The sequence below is a fragment of the Streptococcus vestibularis genome, from assembly GCF_900636445.1.
GTDB lineage: Bacteria > Bacillota > Bacilli > Lactobacillales > Streptococcaceae > Streptococcus > Streptococcus vestibularis.
In genome coordinates this window covers 596,567-617,789 of the sequence record NZ_LR134275.1, presented here as the reverse complement: position 1 = coordinate 617,789, position 21,223 = coordinate 596,567, and the positions used below count along the sequence as shown (strand labels likewise).

Here is a 21,223-nt window from a genome sequence, read left to right as displayed (position 1 = left end):
GATTACTTGTTAATCAAATTTTCTTGAGACTTGTTTTCCAAGGCACCATTTTTAAAGTTAAGAGTAAGGCTACCTGTTTTCCCTTTCTTAGTTACAAGGTTAGATGACCAAAGTGCTTGTGTCATTGTCGCATCAGAAGAAACAGCGATAGAATAAACATCTGGTACCCCAAGTGTTTTGACCACATTATCATAGCTAGTTCCATTTTTAAGATCTTCATACATTTTCAAAGTGATTTTAGAAGCCCGAACGTAAGAAAAAGTTGAAATTGACTTAACAACGGTACTATTGTTAAAAAGTTTTGCTGTAACAACAACATTATCATACTGCCAATTATAGACATCAAGCGTGGCGTCTCCTGCCTGCTCCTGACTAGTTGATGTTGGCTCACCAAACAACCCCTTCAAACTATCAAGATTTGATCCCCCAGAAAACTCCTGAGAAGCATTTGCCATGGTAATCTTATCAAAGTTCTGACGAACATTTCCATGCTTAACAGTTAAAATCTTGGATACTTCATTATCCAAAGATCCTTTCGTCTCAGTCTTAGACGAAGAATTTCCGCAAGCAGCTAAGGAAAAAAGTGAGAGACCTAAAACGGTCAAAGACAAAAGTTTTTTCATAATAAGTTCCTATACACAAATAAAAGGCTGACGCCTCAAGTTTTTTATGGAGCCGGTGGGAGTCGAACCCACGTCCAAACATCTGCCAACATATTCGTCTACAACCATAGGTTATGTCTTTCATTTAACAGATAGACGACACATAACTCAAGCCTTCTATATGCGAGCCTATAAATCTCTTTTCGACCAGCTAGGCAATGGTCAAACGTAGCTTATAAATCAATAAAACCTCTAAGCAAACATAAGCAATCTGCTAGAAGTCACGCGAGCAGGTGTTTAGGCTGCTACAGCGTAAGAATTAGTATTTTTTGCAGTTATATTTAACTGAGCGTTAACGTCGCCACACGAGTCGCAGAATATGCCTCATAATGCCTGTCGAATCCGTAACGACCCCAATATGAGATACTGAGTATTATAGCAAAATTTTTAATAAATAGCAAAAGATTACCAAGATATACACAAAAGTATAGACTATGTACGATTTATTAGCATCTAGCTCTCTACCCAATTTACAGAAATAGATAATTCGGTTATTATTACAAATTACTATTCAATGACTTTCTCCCTAAACTCTAAAGATACTATATATCATTTACCTTTTCTAACATTCCCTGAATTTACAGAGTACTCTTGATAAATTTAACAACTAAAAAACGCTGAAAGCACTACTCTCTCAACGTTTCCTCTTTGCACCCTAAGGGAATCGAACCCCTATCTCAAGAACCGGAATCTTACGTGATATCCATTACACTAAGGGTGCTAACAGTATACTATTATAGCATACTCTAAAATATAAAAAAAGACATGTTTACATGCCTCTTTATTATCTTACAATTCGATATCTCCGAAAAGATCCGCCATTGAGAATCCAGATTGAGTTTCTGGAAGCTCATAGTCACGTTTTTCTTGACGTTTTGGACGACGTGGACGTGATTGACGTTTTTCGTTGTTTTCGCCTTCAGCGTTAGCTGGACGTTCTTCAAGAGCTTTGATAGAAAGTGATACACGTTCTGCATCAGCGTTTACTTCAAGAACTTTAACTGTAACGTCTTGGCCTACTGAAAGAACATCTTTTGGATTTTCAACACGTTTGTGTGAAATTTGTGAGATGTGAACAAGTCCATCGATTCCTGGCAATACTTCAACAAAAGCACCAAAGTCAGTCAAACGTTTAACTTTACCTTCGATTACATCACCAGCAGCAAGTTTTTGTTCAACGCCATCCCATGGTCCAGGTGTTGTTGCTTTAAGTGAAAGCGATACACGTCCTGCTTCTTCGTCGATAGCAAGAACTTTAACTTCAACTTCATCACCAACAGATACAACTGATTTAGGTGAAACATTACGTTCGTGAGACAATTCAGTCACGTGAACAAGTCCGTCAACACCACCAAGATCGATGAAAGCACCGAAGCTTGTCAAACGAGCAACTTTACCAGTTACGATTGAACCAACTTCAAGTTTAGAGAAGACTTCTTTACGAGCTTCTGCAGCTTCGGCTTCAACAACTTCACGACGTGAAAGGATGAAACGGTTTTCAGCTGGATCAACTTCTTTGATTTTAGCGTCGAATTCTTGACCTACAAATTGTTCAGTGTTACGAACAAAACGAGTATCGATCATTGAAGCTGGAATAAATCCACGAAGACCTTCAAATTCAACTGAAAGTCCACCTTTAACAGCGCGTGTTCCTTTAACAGTAACAACTTCTTCTTCACGACCAACAAGTTTATCCCAAGCTTTGCGAGCTTCCAAGCGTTTTTTAGATACAAGGTAAGTTACAGTATCAGTATCTTTACCAACAACTTGACGAAGAACAAGCACTTCAAGTGTTTCACCAACTTTAACAAGGTCTGCAACGTTTGCGTCACGGTCGTTTGTCAATTCACGACGTGTCAAAACACCTTCGATACCAGTTCCTTCGATAACAACATTTGCTTGATCATTATCTACTGAGATAACTTCAGCTGTTACAACGTCACCTGTGTTAACTTCGCTAACACTGTTTAGCAATTCTTCAAATTCGTTCATTCTAAAAAGATCCTCCAACAAGAGCCAGCCAATTCTAACCCTTGATAACAATATATTTTTCAAGGTACCCGCAAAGACAATTATTAACATAGACGGTGCCAATGCACCCGATACCTTTGACTGGGGTAGCTGGATTCGAACCAACGCATGAGGGAGTCAAAGTCCCTTGCCTTACCGCTTGGCTATACCCCAATAGCAAAATGCTATAAAAAAACATCTAAGCACTTGATATCGAATATCCCGACTCAGTTTCTTAGACATGGAGAGAGAGGGATTCGAACCCCCGAACCCGAAGGAGCGGATTTACAGTCCGCCGCGTTTAGCCTCTTCGCTATCTCTCCTTAAGAACAAGAAATAGTATAACACAGTTTCTTGACCAAAGCAAGCCTTTACTTTGGATTTTAATGATTAAGATTGTAGGATTCGATAATGGCAGCTATTGCATCATCCATTTTATTGTGGAAACCTGCTACGTTTTCTTTATCAACAACGGCAAACTTCTCATCGATTTCTACAATTTGTCCGATGACTTTCTTACCAACAAGAAGCTCAAAACCTTCAATGATTGCTTTGTTTACAATGACTTTGGCATCTTTGATTTGGATTTCAATTTTTTTGTCTTTTTTACTCATAGATTTATACCCGATACCTAAATCGAGCCATCCTTTCTTAGTATATGTTCTTAATTTTACCGAAAAAGAAAAAAGCTTGCAAGAGCAAGCTTTAAAATAACCATTTCTTTACTCAGAATTAGTCAACTTTGACAATCCATCCTTCTGGAGCTTCAACGTCACCAAATTGGATACCTGTCAACTCATCATAAAGTTTACGTGTTACAGGACCGACTTCTGTTTCTGAATAGAAGACATGGAAGTCATCACCGTGTTGGACACCACCAATTGGTGAGATAACAGCAGCTGTACCACAGGCACCGGCTTCGACAAATTTATCCAACTCGGCAATCTTAACATCACCTTGAATAGCTTTCATACCAAAACGATTTTCAGCCAAGTAAAGTAATGAGAATTTCGTAATTGATGGCAAGATAGATGGGCTGAGTGGTGTAATAAATTCGTTATCAGCTGTGATACCAAAGAAGTTTGCAGAACCGACTTCTTCAATCTTAGTGTGGGTTGCTGGGTCAAGGTAGATAACATCAGAGAAGTTACTGTCATGTGCAATCTTACCTGGCAACATACTTGCTGCGTAGTTACCACCAACCTTAGCAGCACCTGTACCATGTGGAGCAGCACGGTCATATTCATCCTGGATAAGGAAATTCGTTGGAGCCAATCCGCCTTTGAAGTAGTTCCCTACTGGCATAGCAAAAATTGTAAAGATATACTCATCTGCTGGGTGAACACCAATAATGTCACCAACCCCGATCAAGAGTGGGCGAAGATAAAGTGTTGCACCAGTACCATATGGTGGGACATATTCTTCGTTAGCACGGACTACTTTTTTACAAGCATCTACAAATTTGTCAACAGGAACTTGTGGCATCAAAAGACGATCCGCAGTACGTTGCAAACGTTTAGCATTTTCATCTGGACGGAACAATTGAATAGAGCCATCTTTAGTACGGTAAGCTTTGAGACCTTCAAAAGCTTCTTGACCATAGTGAAGGGCTGGAGATGCTTCTGAGATGTGCAAGGTTGCATCCTCAGTCAATTGCCCATCATCCCATTTACCGTCTTTGTAATATGAAATATAACGGAATGGAAGTTTACGGTAATTAAATCCTAAATTTTTCCAGTCTAAATCAACTGTCATGTGTATGTCCTCTTTTCTGTTACTATGTACTTTCTAGTATAGTCCTTTTCATTGAAAATTTCAAGGTTATGTTGCAAAATTCTGACAATTCTTTTTAAAACACTTATTTTGCCCAACAAAGAAAAAAACTCTGCTCTCTAGTAAGAGAACAAAGCTTTCCTATCTTTATTTTTCAATAATCTTGGCAGAAAAGACTTCTTTGTCTGCTAATCCTTCAATGAAACTACCGTTGCTAGTACGGTCTGAAAGATTTAGAAGGGACAAGTCAACCTCTGCCGTTTCACCTGTTGTAACTATTACAAGCAAGGTCTGAGGAGTCTCTTCTACTGGTGTCGCTAGAAGATCTATCTCGCCACCAGCATTTTTCGTAAAGACTGGACCCGCAGTGAAGACGCGATGTGGTTTCGTCTTAAGCTCACGAAGAACTTGGAGACCTCGACCAGCTCGCTTAGCCTGCGGAATATCGGCTGTAGCCACACGTTTGAGACTAGCTCTTTGTGTCAGAAGGTAGAAACTTTGAGTATTTGCCACAAAGACAGCCTGGACGGTATCATCATCCTTAAGATTGATTGCCTTAACACCTGCTGCCTTGGCACCAACTACCGGCACTTCGTCCGCATTAAAGCGAAGGGCATAACCCTTTTGAGTGATAATCATGATATCATCCAATTGAATCGGAGTGACTGTAACAATAAAATCACTATCATCCTTGAGTTTAGCGTATTTAACCGACTTAGACTTGTAGGTACGCCATGGTGTAAATTCCTTGCGTTCGAAACGTTTAATCTGACCAAGCTTAGTCGCTGCTAGGTAAGTACCCGTTTCAAAATCATCCAGGATTTCTGCGTAAAGCACTTCTTCATCCTTAGATAAATTGGTGATAGTTTGTGATAAATGCTCTCCCAAATCCTTCCAACGAATATCTGGTAACTCATGTATTGGACGATAAATCACATTGGCCTGATTGGTAAAGATCAGGAGATGTTGTGTCGTCTTAGCTTGCTGAACCAGAATCAAATCATCATCATCACGTTTTCCGACTTCGTCAATCGTTGAAGCATTGAAAGAACGTGGGCTAGTACGTTTGACATAGCCACCACGAGTGATGCTGACATAGGTTTCTTCTTCAACAATCAGACTTGCAGTATCAATTTCAATAGTCTTAGTTTCTGCTTGCAACTCTGAACGACGGTCATTTCCAAATTTCTTCTTAATGTCACGGAGCTCACGCTTCATGACATTAAACATGGTACGCTCGTCTCCAATGATGGCAGCCAAAGTCGCAATCTGCTCACGTAAATTGTCTTCCTCATTTTGGAGAGTAACGATATCCGTATTGGTCAAACGATAAAGTTGCAAGGTCACGATAGCTTCGGCCTGTTCTTCTGAAAAATCATAGCTGACTTTAAGATTTTCCTTGGCATCTGCCTTATTTTCAGAAGCTCGGATAAGGGCAATAACCTCATCCAAAATAGAGATGACACGGATTAGCCCTTCAACGATATGAAGACGTTTTTCAGCTTTTTCCTTGTCGAATTTTGAACGAGCAACGATAATATCACGACGGTGGGCAATATAACTTGACAAAATCTTTTGCAAGCCCACTTGGCGTGGGGTGAAATTGTCGATGGCCACCATGTTGAAATTGTAGTTGACTTGAAGATCCGTATATTTCAAAAGATAGTTAAGAATGGTTTGGCTGTCAGCATCTTTCTTAAGCTCGATAGCAATACGCAACCCTGTACGGTCAGACTCGTCACGAACTTCTGCAATGCCAGGAACCTTGTTATTGACACGAATATCATCGATTTTTTTAACAAGAACTGCCTTATTAACATCGTAAGGAATTTCAGTAACAATGATTTGCTCCTTACCACCTTTGAGTTGTTCAATTTCAGTACATGAACGCACAACGACGCGGCCCTTACCAGTTTCGTAAGCCTTGCGAATCTCATCTTTACCCTGAATGATAGCCCCTGTTGGGAAATCTGGACCAGGCAAGAATTCCATCAATTTATCCAGTTTAGCAGATGGGTGATCAATCATGTAAACAACGGCATCGATGACTTCTGATAGATTATGCGGTGGAATGTCTGTGGCATAACCAGCAGAAATCCCTGTCGCACCATTAACCAAGAGGTTTGGAAAGGCTGCAGGTAAGACTGTTGGTTCCTTCTCTGTATCATCAAAGTTCCAAGCCCATGGGACTGTGTTTTTATCGATATCTTGAAGAAGGTAGCCCGCAATCTCTGACAAGCGTGCCTCTGTATAACGCATGGCTGCTGGTGGATCACCGTCCATAGAACCGTTGTTACCGTGCATCTCAACCAAGATTTCACGATTCTTCCAATCCTGAGACATACGAACCATGGCATCATAAATGGAACTATCGCCATGTGGGTGAAAATTACCCATAATGTTCCCCACCGACTTGGCAGATTTACGATAGCCCTTATCATGGGTATTGCCATCCTTATTCATGGAATAAAGAATACGACGTTGAACGGGTTTCAAACCGTCACGAATGTCAGGAAGCGCACGCTCCTGAATAATGTATTTGGAGTAGCGTCCAAAACGCTCCCCCATGATGTCCTCAAGGGACATGTTTTGAATATTAGACATAAGATACAAAGGGACGATTCGGCTTGCCGAAAATTTCTGTCGAAAAATAGGAAATCGATGTAGGGTTCGATAAGCCCAAGGCGATTTATCTTTTTTCCTAAGAAATTAGTCCCGTGTTCAGTTACATTCAGTAACCAAACGACCCTTTCTGTAGTTTAAAGTGTTTAAAATAGATTATTGAATCAGTGATTAGGGAGTTTCTCCTTATCATAAGCCGTCATCTCTCATCCTCTTTATGATTGTAGGCAAACCCCATCTTTTTAGACAATCACACTTTCCTGTACAATCATCATGAGAAAGCTTGCCTCTAAAAAACTTTCTGGATCTCCAATATTGGATTCAATTACCTTAAGTATGCATAGACGAAATACTATCGGTGTATACAATACTAAAAGTCTAATTCATCGACGATTCATGATGATTACAAGAAAAATTGAGGACAAAAAAACTAATAAAGGAAAACCTAAGTATAGATCCATTACTCACACTCCCTAAAACGCTGTCGTTTCTTCCAAGGTAAATTTAACGTTATCTTCGATCCATTGACGGCGTGGTGCTGGTTTATCTCCCATAAGGACTGAGACACGACGTTCAGCACGCGCTAGGTCATCAATCGTTACTCGGATAAGGGTTCTTGTCTCAGGGTCCATGGTTGTTTCCCAGAGCTGGTCAGCATTCATCTCACCAAGCCCTTTGTAACGTTGGAGAATAGCTCCACGACCAAATTTTTGACGAAGTTCCTCAAGTTCCCCATCCGTCCAAGCATATTCGACAACTTCCTTCTTACCTTTCCCTTTAGACATCTTGTAAAGAGGAGGCAAAGCGATATAAACGTGTCCTGCTTCAACCAGTGGACGCATATAACGATAGAAGAAAGTAAGAAGTAAGGTCTGGATGTGAGCCCCATCGGTATCGGCATCGGTCATGATGATAATCTTGTCGTAGTTGATATCGTCAAGGTTAAAATCAGCTCCAACACCTGCACCAATGGTGTAAATCATGGTATTGATTTCTTCATTTTTGAGAATGTCAGCCATTTTGGCTTTCTCAGTGTTTAGGACCTTACCTCGAAGAGGCAGGATAGCCTGGAATTTACGATCACGGCCTTGTTTGGCTGATCCACCGGCAGAATCACCCTCGACTAGATAGAGTTCATTTTTCTTAGCATTTTTAGACTGAGCTGGCGTCAGTTTCCCTGATAAGAGCCCCTTGTCTTTTTTATTTTTCTTGCCATTTCGACTAGCATCACGCGCTTTTCTAGCAGCTTCACGGGCATCACGGGCCTTGATAGCCTTACGCACCAAGTTAGAAGCCAAATCTCCATTTTCCATAAGGAAGTAAGTCAGATGCTCTGAAACGATACTATCGACAATGGGACGTGCTAAAGGAGATCCAAGTTTGTCCTTGGTTTGTCCTTCAAACTGAAGGTGTTCCTCAGGAACCAAGAGCGAAATAACTGCTGACAAGCCCTCACGATAATCCGACCCTTCGAGGTTCTTATCCTTTTCTTTGAGAAGACCTGTTTTACGAGCATAATCGTTAAGAGCCTTGGTAATGGCAGATTTGAAACCTGTTTCGTGGGTCCCTCCGTCCTTAGTACGGACATTATTGACAAAGGAAAGGATATTATCAGAGTAACCGTCATTGTACTGAAGGGCTACCTCTAAATGAAATTCCTGTTGATCTCCATCAATATAGATGACTGGTGTCAACGTTTCCTTGTCCTCATTCAGGTATGACACAAAGTCTTGAACCCCATTTTCATAGTGGAATTCTTCACGAACTTCTTCTTCGCCACGCAAGTCTGTCAATGTCATAGTGACATTCTTAAGAAGGAAGGCTGATTCTTTGAGACGCTCTGAGATAGTGTTAAATTTAAAGTTAGTCGTTGAAAAAATACTCGCATCAGGCATAAAGGTAACTTTTGTACCTGTCTTAGACTTAGGCGCTTTACCAATCTTTTCAAGCCCTGTTACAGGGTGACCACCATTTTCAAAACGCTGACGATAAACATTACCGTCACGGGTAATTTCTACCTCAAGCCAACTAGACAGTGCATTAACAACTGAGGAACCCACACCGTGAAGACCTCCAGAAGTCTTATAACCACCCTGTCCAAATTTACCACCCGCGTGGAGGACTGTGAAAATAACTTCAACTGTTGGTTTACCCATGACATGCATACCTGTCGGCATCCCACGTCCAGAGTCAGAAACGGAAACGGAACCATCATTATTTAAGGTGACAGCAATGACATCACCAAAGCCTGAGAGAGCTTCGTCGACCGCATTGTCGACAATCTCCCAAACCAGGTGATGAAGACCTGTCCCATCTGTTGAGCCAATGTACATTCCTGGGCGTTTGCGAACCGCATCCAACCCTTCCAGTACCTGAATGGCATCATCATTATAATTATTTACATTTATTTCTTTTTTAGCCAAGAGTGACCTCCAAAATTTTCATCCTTATTATTTTATAAGTTTTCAAAAGAATTTGCAAAGGAAATCAGGAAAGCTCAAAGGATATCTTTATGCTGACTAGCTTTGTCAATTACTAGGCTGTATGCTATAATTATCTCATGAAAATCTTATTGTTAATCCTAATCGCCTACTTGTTAGGTTCCATCCAGACTGGTCTCTGGATTGGAAAAGTTTTCTTTCATACTAATCTTCGGGAGCATGGATCTGGAAATACTGGAACAACCAATACCTTCCGTGTTCTTGGTAAGACTGCTGGCTCAATCACTTTCTTAGTGGATATGCTTAAAGGGACTTTGGCAGTGCTCTTACCTATTTGGCTGGGTGTCACGGAAGTATCACCCCTAATCATTGGTTTCTTTGCAATTATCGGGCATGTTTTTCCAATCTTTGCGGGATTTAAAGGCGGAAAAGCCGTTGCGACAAGTGCTGGGGTGCTTCTTGGTTTTGCCCCACTCTACTGTGTATTCCTACTCTTGGTCTTTGTCCTAACACTCTATCTAACCAGCATGATTTCATTTTCAAGTGTCACTGCAGCAATTGTTGGACTTATTACCTTAGCTGTGTTTCCAGCTATCCACTTCTTGCTAGATGGATATGACCCAATCTTTAGTGCTGTTCTTATCATCATGGCTTTAGTGATTATTTTCCGTCACACTGAAAATATGGGGCGCATCCGCAGGCACCAAGAAAACTTAGTACCTTTTGGACTTAACTTAACCAAACAAAATCCAAAGAAATAAATCATTAATTACTATTGACCACTAGCCACGCTAGTGGTTTTCTTGTTCTGCTAACCAACTAACGACTCCAAGACAAATAATAAAGATCCGAAGTCTCTACCTCGGATCTTTTTAGGCTTAATCTTTAAAGCTAACACCATTTTCTTTCAATTTTTTAACTGTCGCAGGTCCGACACCCTTGAGGGCAAGAACTTCTTCTTCAGTCACAGTAGCAAAAGCCTCTACTGAAGTCAAACCTTCATTATAAAGAGTTTCTACAAGGTTTGAACGAAGGCCTTCAACTTCTGGAAGTTCTGCGAAAGTTTCAAGACTAAGGTCTTTGGCTGCTACTTCTTCCTTGGCAACTGTCTTAGTTTCAGCAACAGGTTGTGGTGCTACTGGTGGAACAGGGGCTTTAAGATTATTGAAAAGTCCTTGTTTTTTCAAACGGTGTTTAAAAGCTTTCTTTTTATTTTTTACTTTAGCCATGTCTAGTTTTCTCCTATTTTGACAGACGACTTTTTCTTATAAATTACGGTTGTCATTTTCTTTTTTATTCTCTATTAATAGTGACGTTCCCCGAACAGGCCATCTGGCATATCATGGAAACCTTTACCCGCACGATAATTGGTAAACTTACCAATTAGGAAATTGTAGGCATCTAATTTAGCCTCATAACGGAAACTTGCATCACGTGCACGCTCATCGCCATCTTCTTCCCAGATTTTCTTGCTAGCGGCCAAGGCCGTTTCGTTTACTTTAACTTGGGTAACAACCCAGGCTTCGAAGTCTTTTAGAAATTCTTGTTCGTAGGTCATATTTTCCTCTTCATTTTAAAAACCAGCTTAACGCTGGCTTCATTTTCTACTAATAGTGTGTAGAGCTAATAGCCTTACAATTTCTTATTATAACAGATAATTAGAAATTTGACTAGGTTCTAAATTCTTGATATAAGGCTTTAATGTCATTTGGACGTGTTCGACAGCAACCACCCAAAATTTTCACGCCAAAATGAGCATGCCAATCTTTGCTATGTTCAACTAGGGTTAAAGCGTCCTTATCTTTGGTTTTCCAAGTCTGACTGTTGCCATCATAAACTTCACCTGAATTTGGATAAGTAATGAGCACCTTGCCAGCATTCTTAAGAATAGCTAGAGCCTGGTTATAAAGAAGAGGTGAGCTACAGTTGATTCCTACAGCCAAGATTTGATTTGATTGAGAAACAAGCTTGGCAATTTCAGCTAGAGAAGTCCCATCACTGATAGCATCTGAAATCTGGACTGTAAAACTAATATAGGCTTCTGCTTCAGGAAACTCTTCAGCTAGAAGTTCAATTAAGGCTTGTGCTTCTAAACGATTTGGAATAGTTTCCAAAGCTAACAAGTCCACACCTTGATCTAGGAGAATTTGAATCCTAGGGCGATGAAAATCCTTAAGCTCTTCGATAGTAATTTGACCATAATCACCACTATACTCAGAACCATTAGCCAAATAAGCTGCGTAAGGACCAACATCTCCAGAAATCAAAGGATATGGTCGTTTTGCTTTCTCAGTCTCATCTAATGCTACCCATACCTTATCACGTGCAGCCTTTGCTAGCTGGACCGTTAGGGCAATAATCTGCTCCGCTGCTTTCTCGGTAAGTCCTGCCTCTACCAATCCAGGTAAGGTTGCCTGATAAGATGATGTGGTAATCAAGTCAGCCCCAGCAGCTACATAGGTTTCATGAATTTCTTGGATAACTTCTGGCTTCTCAAGAAGGTACTTAGCTGACCAGAGCTTACCTGAAATATCATACCCCAAGGCTTCCATCTCTGTTCCTAGAGCCCCATGAAGAATCAGGGGAGAATTATTTTCCAAATAATCTTTAAATGTTGCCATAAAAGGCCTCCTTACCATTTTTTAAAGCGAAGGTAGTGATAAAGGTAACAGAAAATCATGAAAGGAATACCGAAATAGAGTCCCGCACGTTGTGAACTATCCCAAGCAATACCGAGAACAGAAATGGCCAACAGAATGATTGTAATATAAGGTAGGATTGGGTTAAACGGTGTCTTGTAATCCAACTCATCATCGGAATGTTCTAAATTCCACTGTTTACGGAAGTTGATTTGTGCCAAAGGAATAGAGAGCCAGACAACAACAACTGCAAAACCAGCAATCGATACTAGAGCTAGATAAACCGTATCCGCGGCATAGATACTTGAGAAGAGCGATAAAACTGCTCCAGCCATGGAAATCAAAAGGGCTATCATTGGAACACCATGCTTATTAATTTTCACAAGTTGTTTATTAAGCATTCCCTCATTAGCCAGAGACCAAAGCATACGACTTGACGCATAAAGACCTGAATTTCCAGCAGAAAGAATAGCTGTCAGGATAACAAAATTCATAATGTCCGCCGCAAATGGAATCCCCATCTTGTCAAAGACATCAACGAAAGGTGCTGAAGAAACTCCTGCTTCTTTCATTGGAAGAAGCGAAGCCAAGACCACAATGGTTAAGACAAAGAAGATAACCAAACGGCCAATAGTTGTTTTAATAGCACGTGGAACAGCTTCCTTAGGATTATCTGTTTCACCAGCTGCAATACCGATTAACTCTGTTCCTGAAAAGGCATAGTTAACAGCCAACATAACTGACACAATAGCAAGACCACCATTTGGAAAGAGACCATTGGCCGTCAAATGTTTAAACATAATAGCCTCACGGTGACCTTCAAAACTCACCAAACCAAACATAGCTCCTAGACCTAGTATGATGAAAACTATGATAGCAATGACTTTTATAGACGAGAAGAAAGATTCTGCTTCAGCAAAAGACCTTACGCTCAAAGCATTAATTCCAAAAATCACAAAGGCAAAGAAGGCCGCAAACATCCAAGCCGGAACTGATGGAAACCAACGTTGCATCAACATGGCAGCACCCAGAAATTCTGTTCCCAAGGCTACCGTCCAACAAATCCAATAAAGCCAAGCTACCGTAAAGCCGGTCCCCGGACTAATAAACTTAGTGGCGTAGGTATGGAATGACCCCGTTACTGGCATAGCTACTGCTAACTCCCCCAAAGAAAGCATAACCAAGTAAACGACAACAGCCCCCACAAGGTAAGAGAGGATCGCACCAAGGGGACCTGCTTGTGCAATCGTATAACCCGAACTCAAGAAGAGACCAGTACCGATAACACCACCCAGCGAGAGCATAAAGAGGTGGCGTGAGGTCATCTTCCGTTGGAACTGACCTTCATTTTCATAATTATGGTTTTCCATAGATTCCTCCAATAGATATGATAGAACAAGCTTATCACAATAAAAGCCCTTTGGATAATAGGTTGAAGCTATCAAAGAGATAGACAAAAACTATCACAAAAAAAACTCGGATTTCTCCGAGCTCTTTTTATAATTCTGCTAAAATCGTATCCCATGCTTCATCATAACCGTCACGTGTGACAGATGAAAAGACGATGAAATGGTCATTTTTATCAAAATTTAGTTTTTTCTTAATGATAGATTCGTGCTTGTTCCATTTTCCGCGAGGAATCTTGTCAGCCTTAGTCGCCACAACGATAACTGGAATTTCATAATACTTAAGAAATTCATACATTTGGATATCGTCTTGAGTTGGTTCATGTCGGAGGTCAACCAAGCTAACAACCACACGAAGATTGTCTCGAGTCACAAGGTACTCTTCAATCATTTCCCCCCACTTGGCACGTTCTTTTTTAGACACACGGGCATAACCGTAACCTGGCACATCCACAAAACGAAGCTTATCGTCAATATTGTAGAAATTGAGCAACTGAGTTTTTCCTGGTTTCCCAGAAGTACGTGCGAGGTTTTTACGACCAAGAAGTGTATTGATAAAGCTTGATTTACCAACATTCGAGCGTCCTGCTAGGGCAACCTCAGGGAGGTCATCTTGGGGATAGTGACTCTTATTTGCTGCACTGAGCAAAATTTCAGCATTGTGCGTATTTAGGACTTGTTCTTCAGCCATAGGTCCTCCTTACGCTGTTTCCAAAACTGGAGCAGCTGTACCGTCAACGGCTTCTTTGGTAATACGAACCTTAGTCACATCTTCCTGACTCGGAATTTCAAACATGACATCCATCATGACTTCCTCAATGATAGAGCGAAGCCCACGAGCACCAGTCTTACGTTCAATCGCCTTACTTGCAATAGCTTCAAGAGCATCCTGGTCAAACTCCAGTTCAACCCCATCATAAGACAAGAGGGTTTGGTACTGTCTAACCAAGGCATTTCTAGGCTCTGTCAAGATACGAACCAAGTCGTCAACCGTTAACTGTTCAAGGGCTGCAAGGACTGGCAAACGTCCGATAAACTCAGGGATAAGACCGAATTTTTGAATATCTTCAGCCACAATTTCTTGCATGTATGATGAGTCATCATCAATAGCCTTATTATTTTGACCAAAACCAATGATTTTCTCACCAAGACGTTGCTTAACGATATCTTCGATACCATCAAAAGCACCACCCACGATAAAGAGAATATTCTTAGTATCAATTTGAATCATCTCTTGGTTAGGGTGTTTACGACCACCTTGAGGGGGAACGCTGGCTACTGTTCCTTCGATAATCTTCAAGAGAGCTTGTTGAACCCCTTCACCTGAAACGTCACGAGTGATTGATACGTTTTCACCCTTTTTAGCAATCTTATCAATCTCATCGACATAGATGATCCCACGTTCCGCACGTTCAATATTGAAGTCTGCCGCTTGGATCAGTTTGAGGAGGATATTTTCCACATCCTCACCCACATAACCTGCCTCTGTCAATGATGTTGCATCCGCAATCGCAAATGGAACATTCAAGCTACGAGCCAAGGTCTGAGCCAAGAAAGTCTTCCCTGAACCAGTTGGTCCAATCATGAGAATATTTGATTTTTGCAAATCCACATCATTCTCTTCACGACTTTCTGTGAAATTGATACGTTTATAGTGATTGTAAACAGCTACCGACAAGGCACGTTTGGCACGGTCCTGCCCCACGACATAGTTGTTTAAAATATCTAAAAGTTCTTTTGGCTTTGGTGTTTCAGCCAAGTCAGCCAAAACTTCTTCTGCCATTTCCTCACGAATGATTTCTTGTGACAAGGCCACACATTCGTTACAGATAAAGACGCCATTCCCAGCGATAATTTTCTTTACTTCTTCTTGGTTTTTGCCACAAAATGAACAATAAACCATTTCTTCATTACGATTTCCAGCCATTTATTCCTCACTCTTTTCTAAAATAGGGTGCCATAGAAGGCGTGAATAGTATTGACAAGGTTGGTAAAAGCATTTAAAAAGAGAAAAACTGCTAACCCATAACGTTTCTTGCGAAAGGCAGGAATGGCAGAGAGGACACAAAGCACCCCCAATAATGCAGTAAATAACCCAAAAACACTACGTTGCATGAACCTAGTCTCCTTCTTTTTCATAGCGACTTATACTAAAGTCATAGGCATTTTTATCATCCTTGGCCACGCGATCACATGATACCTCTTTAAATGCCGTCATATCTAGTTGTGGAAAATACGTGTCTCCCTCTAAATCAGCCTCAACAGTTGTCTTGATGAGTGCATCATAATATCCCTCAAAAGCCTTGTAGACACCAGCACCACCAGCAATATAGAGATCCTTATCTTGCTGTTCAAACCAAGCTAGGGCTTCCTCAACACTCGTAACGGTCGTTACACCCTCACAGTCGAAGTCCTTGTCTCGTGTCAAAATCAAGGTTTCACGTCCTGGCAGGCAACGACGGTTCATGCCATCAAAGGTCACACGTCCCATAAGAATTGCTGAACCCATAGTCGTTTTCTTGAAATGTGCCAGTTCAGCAGGCAGATGCCAAGGCATAGTGTGATTCTTCCCAATAACATGGTTATGAGCTTCCGCCCAAATAGCAATGAGTTGTTTAGACACGGTATTTCCTTTTCTTTTTAAGTTTACAATCCATTCTAACAAAAAAAGACAAAAAGAGCTCGGAAAAACTTTGCCAGCTCTTTATAGGCTTAAATCATAAGCATTTATTAAATTGCTAAGTCAAATTTGAGTTGAGGTTTGACAGGATCATAATCAACCAATTCAAAATCTTCTGGTTTGATATCAAAGAAATTAGTTCCATCAGGAACATTGAGAATCAAGCGTGGTTGGCAATCAGACGGCTGACGCTTGAGGAGTTCCTCAGCTTGCTCAAATTGATTGTCATAAATATGGAGGTTGTTGATGAAATAAAAGAATTTACCAACTTTCCAACCAAAGTGCTTGGCAATCATCATCTGAAGGGCCACATACTGCATGGCATTAATATGATGAGCCACCAACATATCGTTAGAGCGTTGCGTCAAAGTGGCGTCCAAATAAATATCCTCACCCACACGACGAACATCAAACATGGTTTGGAAGGCACAAGGCTGAAGTCCTGCTGTCTCCTCGAAGGCCTCGTAATCCCAAAGAGAGATGACATTACGGCGATTCCACGGATTAGCCTCCAACTGAGCCAACAAACGGTTAATAATATCGTGCTTCTTAACGACGGCCCCATAACGCTGACCAATCGAACGCTTGTCCCCATTATTAGCAGGTACGTCTTCAACTTCCCAGTCATTCCAATAGTGAACATTGTACTTATCTTCAAGGACATCTAGACTATTTGTCTGGTCTTGATAAATCCAAAACACTTCTTTGATGGCAGATTTGATAGCAATAGGACGAAGAGTAGTAATTGGAAACTCTCCCCTGCTCAAGTCATATTCTGCAAAAGCTCCAGTGATGTATTTGGAATTGGCTGTTGTGCCATCCTTGTATTTAGGACGTGCTTGCTCAGACCAAACACCTTCTTCCAGGATTTTGGTGATATTTTCTTTAAAAATAGTGTCTGCTTTTGTCATGATTTTCCTCTTTATTCTATTGAAAACAAAGTCTCACTAAAAACTCGCAACATAATAAGTAGAAATAATTTTGCTTATCTAATTATAGCTGTAAATAATGTTGCTTTTCATTTTAATTTTACCTTATTCTGGTGCAAATGAGAACTAAAAGCTATAGGAATAGCAAAAGTGAGTCTTTTGAAATCCTATAGCACTTATCAAAAAATAAGATATTACTAACTATCAAAGTTTTTTTCAAGGCGAAAGCACTCTTTTATGGTAAAATCACTATAGATTAGTATCTTCTGGATACTCTACAATGAAGAATAAAAGGAAACATCATATGTCTATTGGAATTGATAAGATTGGTTTTGCAACCAGTCAATATGTTCTAAACATGGCTGATCTCGCTCTTGCCCGTGGGGCGGAGCCTGAAAAATTCAGCAAGGGGCTGATGCTTGATGCAACCAGTATTACGCCGATTACAGAAGATATCGTGACGCTTGCCTCTGATGCAGCGGCTGATATTTTAAATGACGACGACAAAAAAGCTATCGATATGGTCATCGTGGCTACTGAGTCTTCCATTGACCAGTCTAAGGCTGCTGCTGTCTATGTTCACAGTCTTTTGGGTATTCAGCCTTTTGCCCGTTCTTTTGAAATGAAGGAAGCTTGTTACGCTGCAACAGCCGGACTTAACTATGCTAAGTTGCATGTGGCAACTCACCCAGATAGCAAAGTTCTGGTTATCGCTAGTGATATTGCTCGCTATGGTGTCGGATCTTCTGGGGAGTCAACTCAGGGAGCTGGTGCTGTAGCTATGCTAGTCAGTCAGAATCCACGTATTTTGGAGCTTGCTGATGATAATGTGGCGCAAACTCGTGATGTCATGGACTTCTGGCGTCCAAACTACAGTTCAACGCCTTATGTTCAAGGCATCTATTCAACCAAGCAGTACCTTGACAGTTTGAAGACAACTTGGGCAGCTTATCAGGAACGTCATCAAGCCGATTTCGCTGATTTCTCAGCATTTTGCCTCCACCTTCCCTATCCTAAGTTAGCTCTTAAGGGACTTAATAAGATTATTCCCAAAGATTTGAATGCAGAGAATAAAGAGCGACTAATTAACAACTTTGATGCATCCATTACTTATAGTCGACAAATTGGAAATATCTATACAGGATCACTTTATCTTGGACTTCTTTCTTTGCTTGAACAGTCGCAAGACCTTAAAGCCGGAGATAAGATTGGCTTCTTCTCTTACGGTTCTGGAGCTGTCTCTGAAATTTTCTCAGGACGTTTAGTGGAAGGCTACAAAGACATGCTTCGTTCTGATCGCCTAGATACCTTTGCCCAACGTCACAACTTGAGCGTCGCTGACTATGAAAAACTTTTCTACGAAGAGGCTCAGTTGGATGACACCGGATCAACCCGATTCGCTACTTATCAAACTGGATCTTTCCGTTTGACTGAAATCTCTGAACACCAACGTATCTATAAAGGAAATCAAAATGACTAAACTCTCTTGGACTGGTTTTTCCAAGAAGACACCGCAAGAACGCAAAGAGCATTTGAAAAAGAATGCTCTTTTGTCTCAGAAAAATCAAGACCTTCTGGATAAGGACCAACAACTTACTCTTGAAACAGCCAATCAAATGGCTGAAAATGTCATTGGTCGATTTACACTTCCCTTTGCCGTTTGCCCAGATGTATTGGTAGACGGTGTAACCTATCAGGTTCCTATGGTTACTGAGGAGCCTTCTGTTGTCGCCGCTGCTTCCTATGCTAGCAAGCTCATTAAACGATCTGGCGGTTTCACGACTACAATTCATAATCGTCAAATGATTGGCCAAGTTGCCCTTTTTGACGTTCCTGATAAAGCCGCTGCTTCAAGTAAAATTCAAGCAGCCAGTCAGGACCTTATAGAGATTGCCAAAGAGGCCCATCCTTCTATTGTTAAGCGTGGGGGTGGCCCTCGCAGGCTCTGGACTGAGGTTAAGGGAGACTTCCTCATTGTCTATCTAGCCGTTGATACCCAAGAAGCTATGGGAGCCAATATGGTCAACACCATGATGGAAGCACTGGTACCAGAATTAGAAAATCTCTCGGAAGGTCAAAGCCTCATGGCTATTCTCTCAAATCTAGCCACTGAGAGCCTTGTGACAGCGACTTGCCGTCTTAACACACGCTTCCTCAGCCGCAATAAGGACGAAGCACATGACCTAGCCAAGAAAATGGAGATGGCTAGCCAACTGGCCCAGGTGGACCCCTACCGAGCAGCCACCCATAATAAGGGTATTTTCAACGGTATCGATGCCCTAGTTATTGCGACTGGCAATGATTGGCGAGCAGTTGAGGCTGGTAGTCATGCCTATGCTAGCAAGGATGGTAGCTACCGTGGCCTGTCCACATGGACTTATGACCAGGAGGCTAAAGAATTGGTGGGAGAATTAACCCTCCCCATGCCAATTGCAACCCGTGGCGGTTCTATTGGACTTAATCCAAGTGCATCTATCGCCCATGACTTGCTGAATTATCCAGATGCTAAAACCCTAGCCAGTATCATCGTCTCTCTTGGTTTAGCACAAAATCTTGCTGCTCTTAAAGCGCTAACCTCAACAGGAATCCAAGCAGGACATATGAAACTCCAGGCCAAATCTCTGGCCTTGTTAGCCGGGGCTAGTCCTGAAGAAATGCCTCACGTTTTGACTGAACTTCTCAAGGCCAAACATATGAACCAAGAAACTACACAAGCAATTTTGAAGAAACTTAGAACCCCATAAAAAGAGATACTGAAGCAGTTTTAAAAAATAACTCTACCATATCACATAAGAAATAAAGATGTTGAACATATTATCTCAACATCTTTTTTCATTTCCCGTAAGTTCTGACTTGACTTAAATTTCTATAATGTTATAATCTGGTTATGAAAACTAGATAAAGAGGTTTTTATAATTTGACAACACAACAATACCCTCTCTGGGAAGAATTACCAGAGATTGAACTCTATTTGGATCAGGTTTTGCTCTATGTCAACCAGGTCACCCAAAGTACTTTGGGGCCAAACGACAAGGGGCTAACCGCCTCTATGGTCAATAATTATGTCAAACATGGCCATATCGCAAAACCCATCAAGAAAAAATATAATGCTGCTCAGGTAGCCAGACTTATTGTCATCACTAGTCTGAAGACCGTCTTTGAGATTTCTGAGATTGCTAAAACCTTGGAAATCCTACGGACAGATGCTGAAAGTCAAAAGAGTTACTACAATAACTTTGTAGCCTGTATGAATGGTCAGTTTTCCCAAGAGGCTCCGCAAGTCATACTCTCAGCCTGTCAGACGCTTCAATGTTACCGAGCTACCCATCAACTTTTGAACGACCTTGAAGGAGGAAACAATGTCTAATACTGCTACTTTTAATGCTTCTCCCAACCTCAAACTCAGTAAAAAACTTAGCTTTGGTGAGGAAGTGGCTAACAGCGTGACTCACGCTGTCGGAGCCATGGCCATGTTGGTCTTATTGCCAATTACTGCCATTCATGCCAACAACGGCTATGGCATGACTGCTGCCGTCGGGATGTCCGTTTTTGTCATCAGTCTCTTCCTCATGTTTTTGAGTTCAGCCATCTATCATGCTATGGATTATAACTCACCCCACAAGATGGTTCTAAGAATTATTGACCACAGCATGATTTATATCGCCATTGCTGGAAGCTACACCCCTGTTGCCCTCTCACTGGTTGGCGGATGGCTAGGCTACAGCATCATCGTCCTCCAATGGGGAACAACAATTTTTGGTATTCTCTACAAAATCTTTGCTAAAAAAATCAATGAAAAATTCTCCCTCTTCCTCTATCTGATGATGGGATGGTTGGTTATCTTCATTATTCCAGCTATCGTCACTAAGACAGGACCTGCCTTTTGGGGACTCATGCTTGCTGGAGGATTGGCATACACGGTTGGTGCAGCTTTCTATGCTAAGAAAAAGCCATACTTTCACATGATTTGGCACCTCTTCATCATGTTGGCTTCGGCTCTCCAATATCTGGGTATTGTCTATTTCATGCTTCCTTAAAACAAATACCAGACTTCAAACAGT

19 protein-coding genes, 3 tRNA genes, 1 other RNA gene and 1 pseudogene are annotated in these 21,223 nt (G+C 41.2%); 5 read left to right on the top strand and 19 right to left on the bottom strand.

What is annotated here, in order from left to right:
* Window positions 1-2 precede the first annotated feature (2 nt).
* The 10 genes and pseudogenes from EL076_RS03145 to parE form a co-directional block, all read right to left on the bottom strand.
* Window positions 3-623: a DUF3862 domain-containing protein gene (locus EL076_RS03145; RefSeq protein WP_126429214.1), complete on the bottom strand. Its 621-nt coding sequence runs from the start codon at window positions 621-623 to the stop codon at window positions 3-5.
* 44 nt (window positions 624-667) lie between these two features.
* Window positions 668-1,017, bottom strand: a transfer-messenger RNA (tmRNA) gene (gene ssrA / locus EL076_RS03140).
* A gap of 294 nt (window positions 1,018-1,311) precedes the next feature.
* A tRNA-Arg gene (locus EL076_RS03135) sits at window positions 1,312-1,383 on the bottom strand.
* Between the two features lie 68 nt (window positions 1,384-1,451).
* Window positions 1,452-2,654, bottom strand: coding sequence for a 30S ribosomal protein S1 (gene rpsA, locus EL076_RS03130; RefSeq protein ID WP_003094841.1), 1,203 nt, complete (start codon window positions 2,652-2,654; stop codon window positions 1,452-1,454).
* Between the two features lie 120 nt (window positions 2,655-2,774).
* Window positions 2,775-2,846, bottom strand: a tRNA-Gln gene (locus tag EL076_RS03125).
* Between the two features lie 68 nt (window positions 2,847-2,914).
* Window positions 2,915-2,995, bottom strand: a tRNA-Tyr gene (locus EL076_RS03120).
* A gap of 60 nt (window positions 2,996-3,055) precedes the next feature.
* Entirely contained in the window at window positions 3,056-3,286 is a 231-nt protein-coding gene (locus tag EL076_RS03115; protein WP_003093931.1) for a DUF2969 domain-containing protein, read from the bottom strand.
* A 118-nt stretch (window positions 3,287-3,404) separates the two neighbouring features.
* Window positions 3,405-4,436 (bottom strand): annotated as a pseudogene (locus EL076_RS03110) (branched-chain amino acid aminotransferase); the annotation flags it as partial.
* A gap of 156 nt (window positions 4,437-4,592) precedes the next feature.
* Window positions 4,593-7,049: a DNA topoisomerase IV subunit A gene (gene parC, locus EL076_RS03105; RefSeq protein ID WP_126429210.1), complete on the bottom strand. Its 2,457-nt coding sequence runs from the start codon at window positions 7,047-7,049 to the stop codon at window positions 4,593-4,595.
* 491 nt (window positions 7,050-7,540) lie between these two features.
* The gene (gene parE / locus EL076_RS03100; protein WP_126429208.1) at window positions 7,541-9,490 is read right to left on the bottom strand and encodes a DNA topoisomerase IV subunit B; all 1,950 of its coding nucleotides are present in this window, start codon (window positions 9,488-9,490) and stop codon (window positions 7,541-7,543) included.
* A 137-nt stretch (window positions 9,491-9,627) separates the two neighbouring features.
* Here parE and plsY point away from each other — a divergent pair, with 137 nt between their 5' ends.
* Window positions 9,628-10,269, top strand: a complete 642-nt coding sequence (gene plsY / locus EL076_RS03095; protein WP_126429206.1) for a glycerol-3-phosphate 1-O-acyltransferase PlsY — start codon at window positions 9,628-9,630, stop codon at window positions 10,267-10,269.
* Window positions 10,270-10,386: 117 nt separating this feature from the next.
* Here plsY and EL076_RS03090 read toward each other — a convergent pair whose 3' ends face one another.
* From EL076_RS03090 to EL076_RS03050, 9 genes are all read right to left on the bottom strand, one after another.
* Window positions 10,387-10,737: a helix-hairpin-helix domain-containing protein gene (locus tag EL076_RS03090; protein WP_048787980.1), complete on the bottom strand. Its 351-nt coding sequence runs from the start codon at window positions 10,735-10,737 to the stop codon at window positions 10,387-10,389.
* Between the two features lie 74 nt (window positions 10,738-10,811).
* The gene (locus EL076_RS03085) at window positions 10,812-11,066 is read right to left on the bottom strand and encodes a DUF1912 family protein (RefSeq protein ID WP_003094650.1); all 255 of its coding nucleotides are present in this window, start codon (window positions 11,064-11,066) and stop codon (window positions 10,812-10,814) included.
* 112 nt (window positions 11,067-11,178) lie between these two features.
* Window positions 11,179-12,129, bottom strand: a complete 951-nt coding sequence (gene mmuM, locus EL076_RS03080) for a homocysteine S-methyltransferase (RefSeq protein ID WP_126429204.1) — start codon at window positions 12,127-12,129, stop codon at window positions 11,179-11,181.
* 11 nt (window positions 12,130-12,140) lie between these two features.
* Window positions 12,141-13,517 (bottom strand): amino acid permease, encoded by a 1,377-nt coding sequence (locus EL076_RS03075; protein WP_003094138.1) that lies wholly within the window; start codon window positions 13,515-13,517, stop codon window positions 12,141-12,143.
* 127 nt (window positions 13,518-13,644) lie between these two features.
* Window positions 13,645-14,244: a ribosome biogenesis GTP-binding protein YihA/YsxC gene (gene yihA, locus EL076_RS03070; RefSeq protein WP_126429202.1), complete on the bottom strand. Its 600-nt coding sequence runs from the start codon at window positions 14,242-14,244 to the stop codon at window positions 13,645-13,647.
* Window positions 14,245-14,253: 9 nt separating this feature from the next.
* Window positions 14,254-15,480, bottom strand: coding sequence for an ATP-dependent Clp protease ATP-binding subunit ClpX (gene clpX / locus EL076_RS03065; RefSeq protein WP_003093395.1), 1,227 nt, complete (start codon window positions 15,478-15,480; stop codon window positions 14,254-14,256).
* Window positions 15,481-15,497: 17 nt separating this feature from the next.
* Window positions 15,498-15,668, bottom strand: a complete 171-nt coding sequence (locus EL076_RS03060) for a hypothetical protein (protein WP_002886174.1) — start codon at window positions 15,666-15,668, stop codon at window positions 15,498-15,500.
* Window positions 15,669-15,672: 4 nt separating this feature from the next.
* Window positions 15,673-16,176, bottom strand: a complete 504-nt coding sequence (locus tag EL076_RS03055) for a dihydrofolate reductase (protein ID WP_003093756.1) — start codon at window positions 16,174-16,176, stop codon at window positions 15,673-15,675.
* A 107-nt stretch (window positions 16,177-16,283) separates the two neighbouring features.
* On the bottom strand, window positions 16,284-17,144 hold the full coding sequence (locus EL076_RS03050; protein ID WP_003093490.1) for a thymidylate synthase: 861 nt from the start codon (window positions 17,142-17,144) through the stop codon (window positions 16,284-16,286).
* A 322-nt stretch (window positions 17,145-17,466) separates the two neighbouring features.
* Here EL076_RS03050 and EL076_RS03045 point away from each other — a divergent pair, with 322 nt between their 5' ends.
* From EL076_RS03045 to trhA, 4 genes are all read left to right on the top strand, one after another.
* Window positions 17,467-18,642 carry a hydroxymethylglutaryl-CoA synthase gene (locus tag EL076_RS03045; protein ID WP_003094162.1) on the top strand — a complete coding sequence of 392 codons (1,176 nt, stop codon included), beginning with the start codon at window positions 17,467-17,469 and terminating at the stop codon, window positions 18,640-18,642.
* Complete coding sequence (locus tag EL076_RS03040) at window positions 18,635-19,906, top strand: hydroxymethylglutaryl-CoA reductase, degradative (RefSeq protein ID WP_003094754.1); 1,272 nt, start codon at window positions 18,635-18,637, stop codon at window positions 19,904-19,906. The genes EL076_RS03045 and EL076_RS03040 overlap by 8 nt, the downstream gene beginning before the upstream one ends.
* Window positions 19,907-20,079: 173 nt before the next feature.
* A complete protein-coding gene (locus EL076_RS03035; RefSeq protein WP_126429200.1) occupies window positions 20,080-20,529 on the top strand; it encodes a DUF1836 domain-containing protein in 450 nt (149 codons plus the stop codon).
* Window positions 20,522-21,199 (top strand): PAQR family membrane homeostasis protein TrhA, encoded by a 678-nt coding sequence (gene trhA / locus EL076_RS03030; RefSeq protein ID WP_126429198.1) that lies wholly within the window; start codon window positions 20,522-20,524, stop codon window positions 21,197-21,199. Before EL076_RS03035 ends, trhA begins: the two co-directional genes overlap by 8 nt.
* Window positions 21,200-21,223 lie beyond the last annotated feature (24 nt).

Bases quoted from the DNA above. Each gene is read 5' to 3' on its own strand.
- EL076_RS03040 (WP_003094754.1), top strand. From the start codon at position 18,635: ATGACTAAACTCTCTTGGACTGGTTTTTCCAAGAAGACACCGCAAGAA.
- EL076_RS03145 (WP_126429214.1), bottom strand. From the start codon at position 623: ATGAAAAAACTTTTGTCTTTGACCGTTTTAGGTCTCTCACTTTTTTCC.
- EL076_RS03085 (WP_003094650.1), bottom strand. From the start codon at position 11,066: ATGACCTACGAACAAGAATTTCTAAAAGACTTCGAAGCCTGGGTTGTT.
- yihA (WP_126429202.1), bottom strand. From the start codon at position 14,244: ATGGCTGAAGAACAAGTCCTAAATACGCACAATGCTGAAATTTTGCTC.
- plsY (WP_126429206.1), top strand. From the start codon at position 9,628: ATGAAAATCTTATTGTTAATCCTAATCGCCTACTTGTTAGGTTCCATC.
- parC (WP_126429210.1), bottom strand. From the start codon at position 7,049: ATGTCTAATATTCAAAACATGTCCCTTGAGGACATCATGGGGGAGCGT.
- trhA (WP_126429198.1), top strand. From the start codon at position 20,522: ATGTCTAATACTGCTACTTTTAATGCTTCTCCCAACCTCAAACTCAGT.
- EL076_RS03050 (WP_003093490.1), bottom strand. From the start codon at position 17,144: ATGACAAAAGCAGACACTATTTTTAAAGAAAATATCACCAAAATCCTG.
- mmuM (WP_126429204.1), bottom strand. From the start codon at position 12,129: ATGGCAACATTTAAAGATTATTTGGAAAATAATTCTCCCCTGATTCTT.
- EL076_RS03045 (WP_003094162.1), top strand. From the start codon at position 17,467: ATGTCTATTGGAATTGATAAGATTGGTTTTGCAACCAGTCAATATGTT.
- EL076_RS03060 (WP_002886174.1), bottom strand. From the start codon at position 15,668: ATGCAACGTAGTGTTTTTGGGTTATTTACTGCATTATTGGGGGTGCTT.
- rpsA (WP_003094841.1), bottom strand. From the start codon at position 2,654: ATGAACGAATTTGAAGAATTGCTAAACAGTGTTAGCGAAGTTAACACA.
- EL076_RS03075 (WP_003094138.1), bottom strand. From the start codon at position 13,517: ATGGAAAACCATAATTATGAAAATGAAGGTCAGTTCCAACGGAAGATG.
- EL076_RS03090 (WP_048787980.1), bottom strand. From the start codon at position 10,737: ATGGCTAAAGTAAAAAATAAAAAGAAAGCTTTTAAACACCGTTTGAAA.
- clpX (WP_003093395.1), bottom strand. From the start codon at position 15,480: ATGGCTGGAAATCGTAATGAAGAAATGGTTTATTGTTCATTTTGTGGC.
- EL076_RS03115 (WP_003093931.1), bottom strand. From the start codon at position 3,286: ATGAGTAAAAAAGACAAAAAAATTGAAATCCAAATCAAAGATGCCAAA.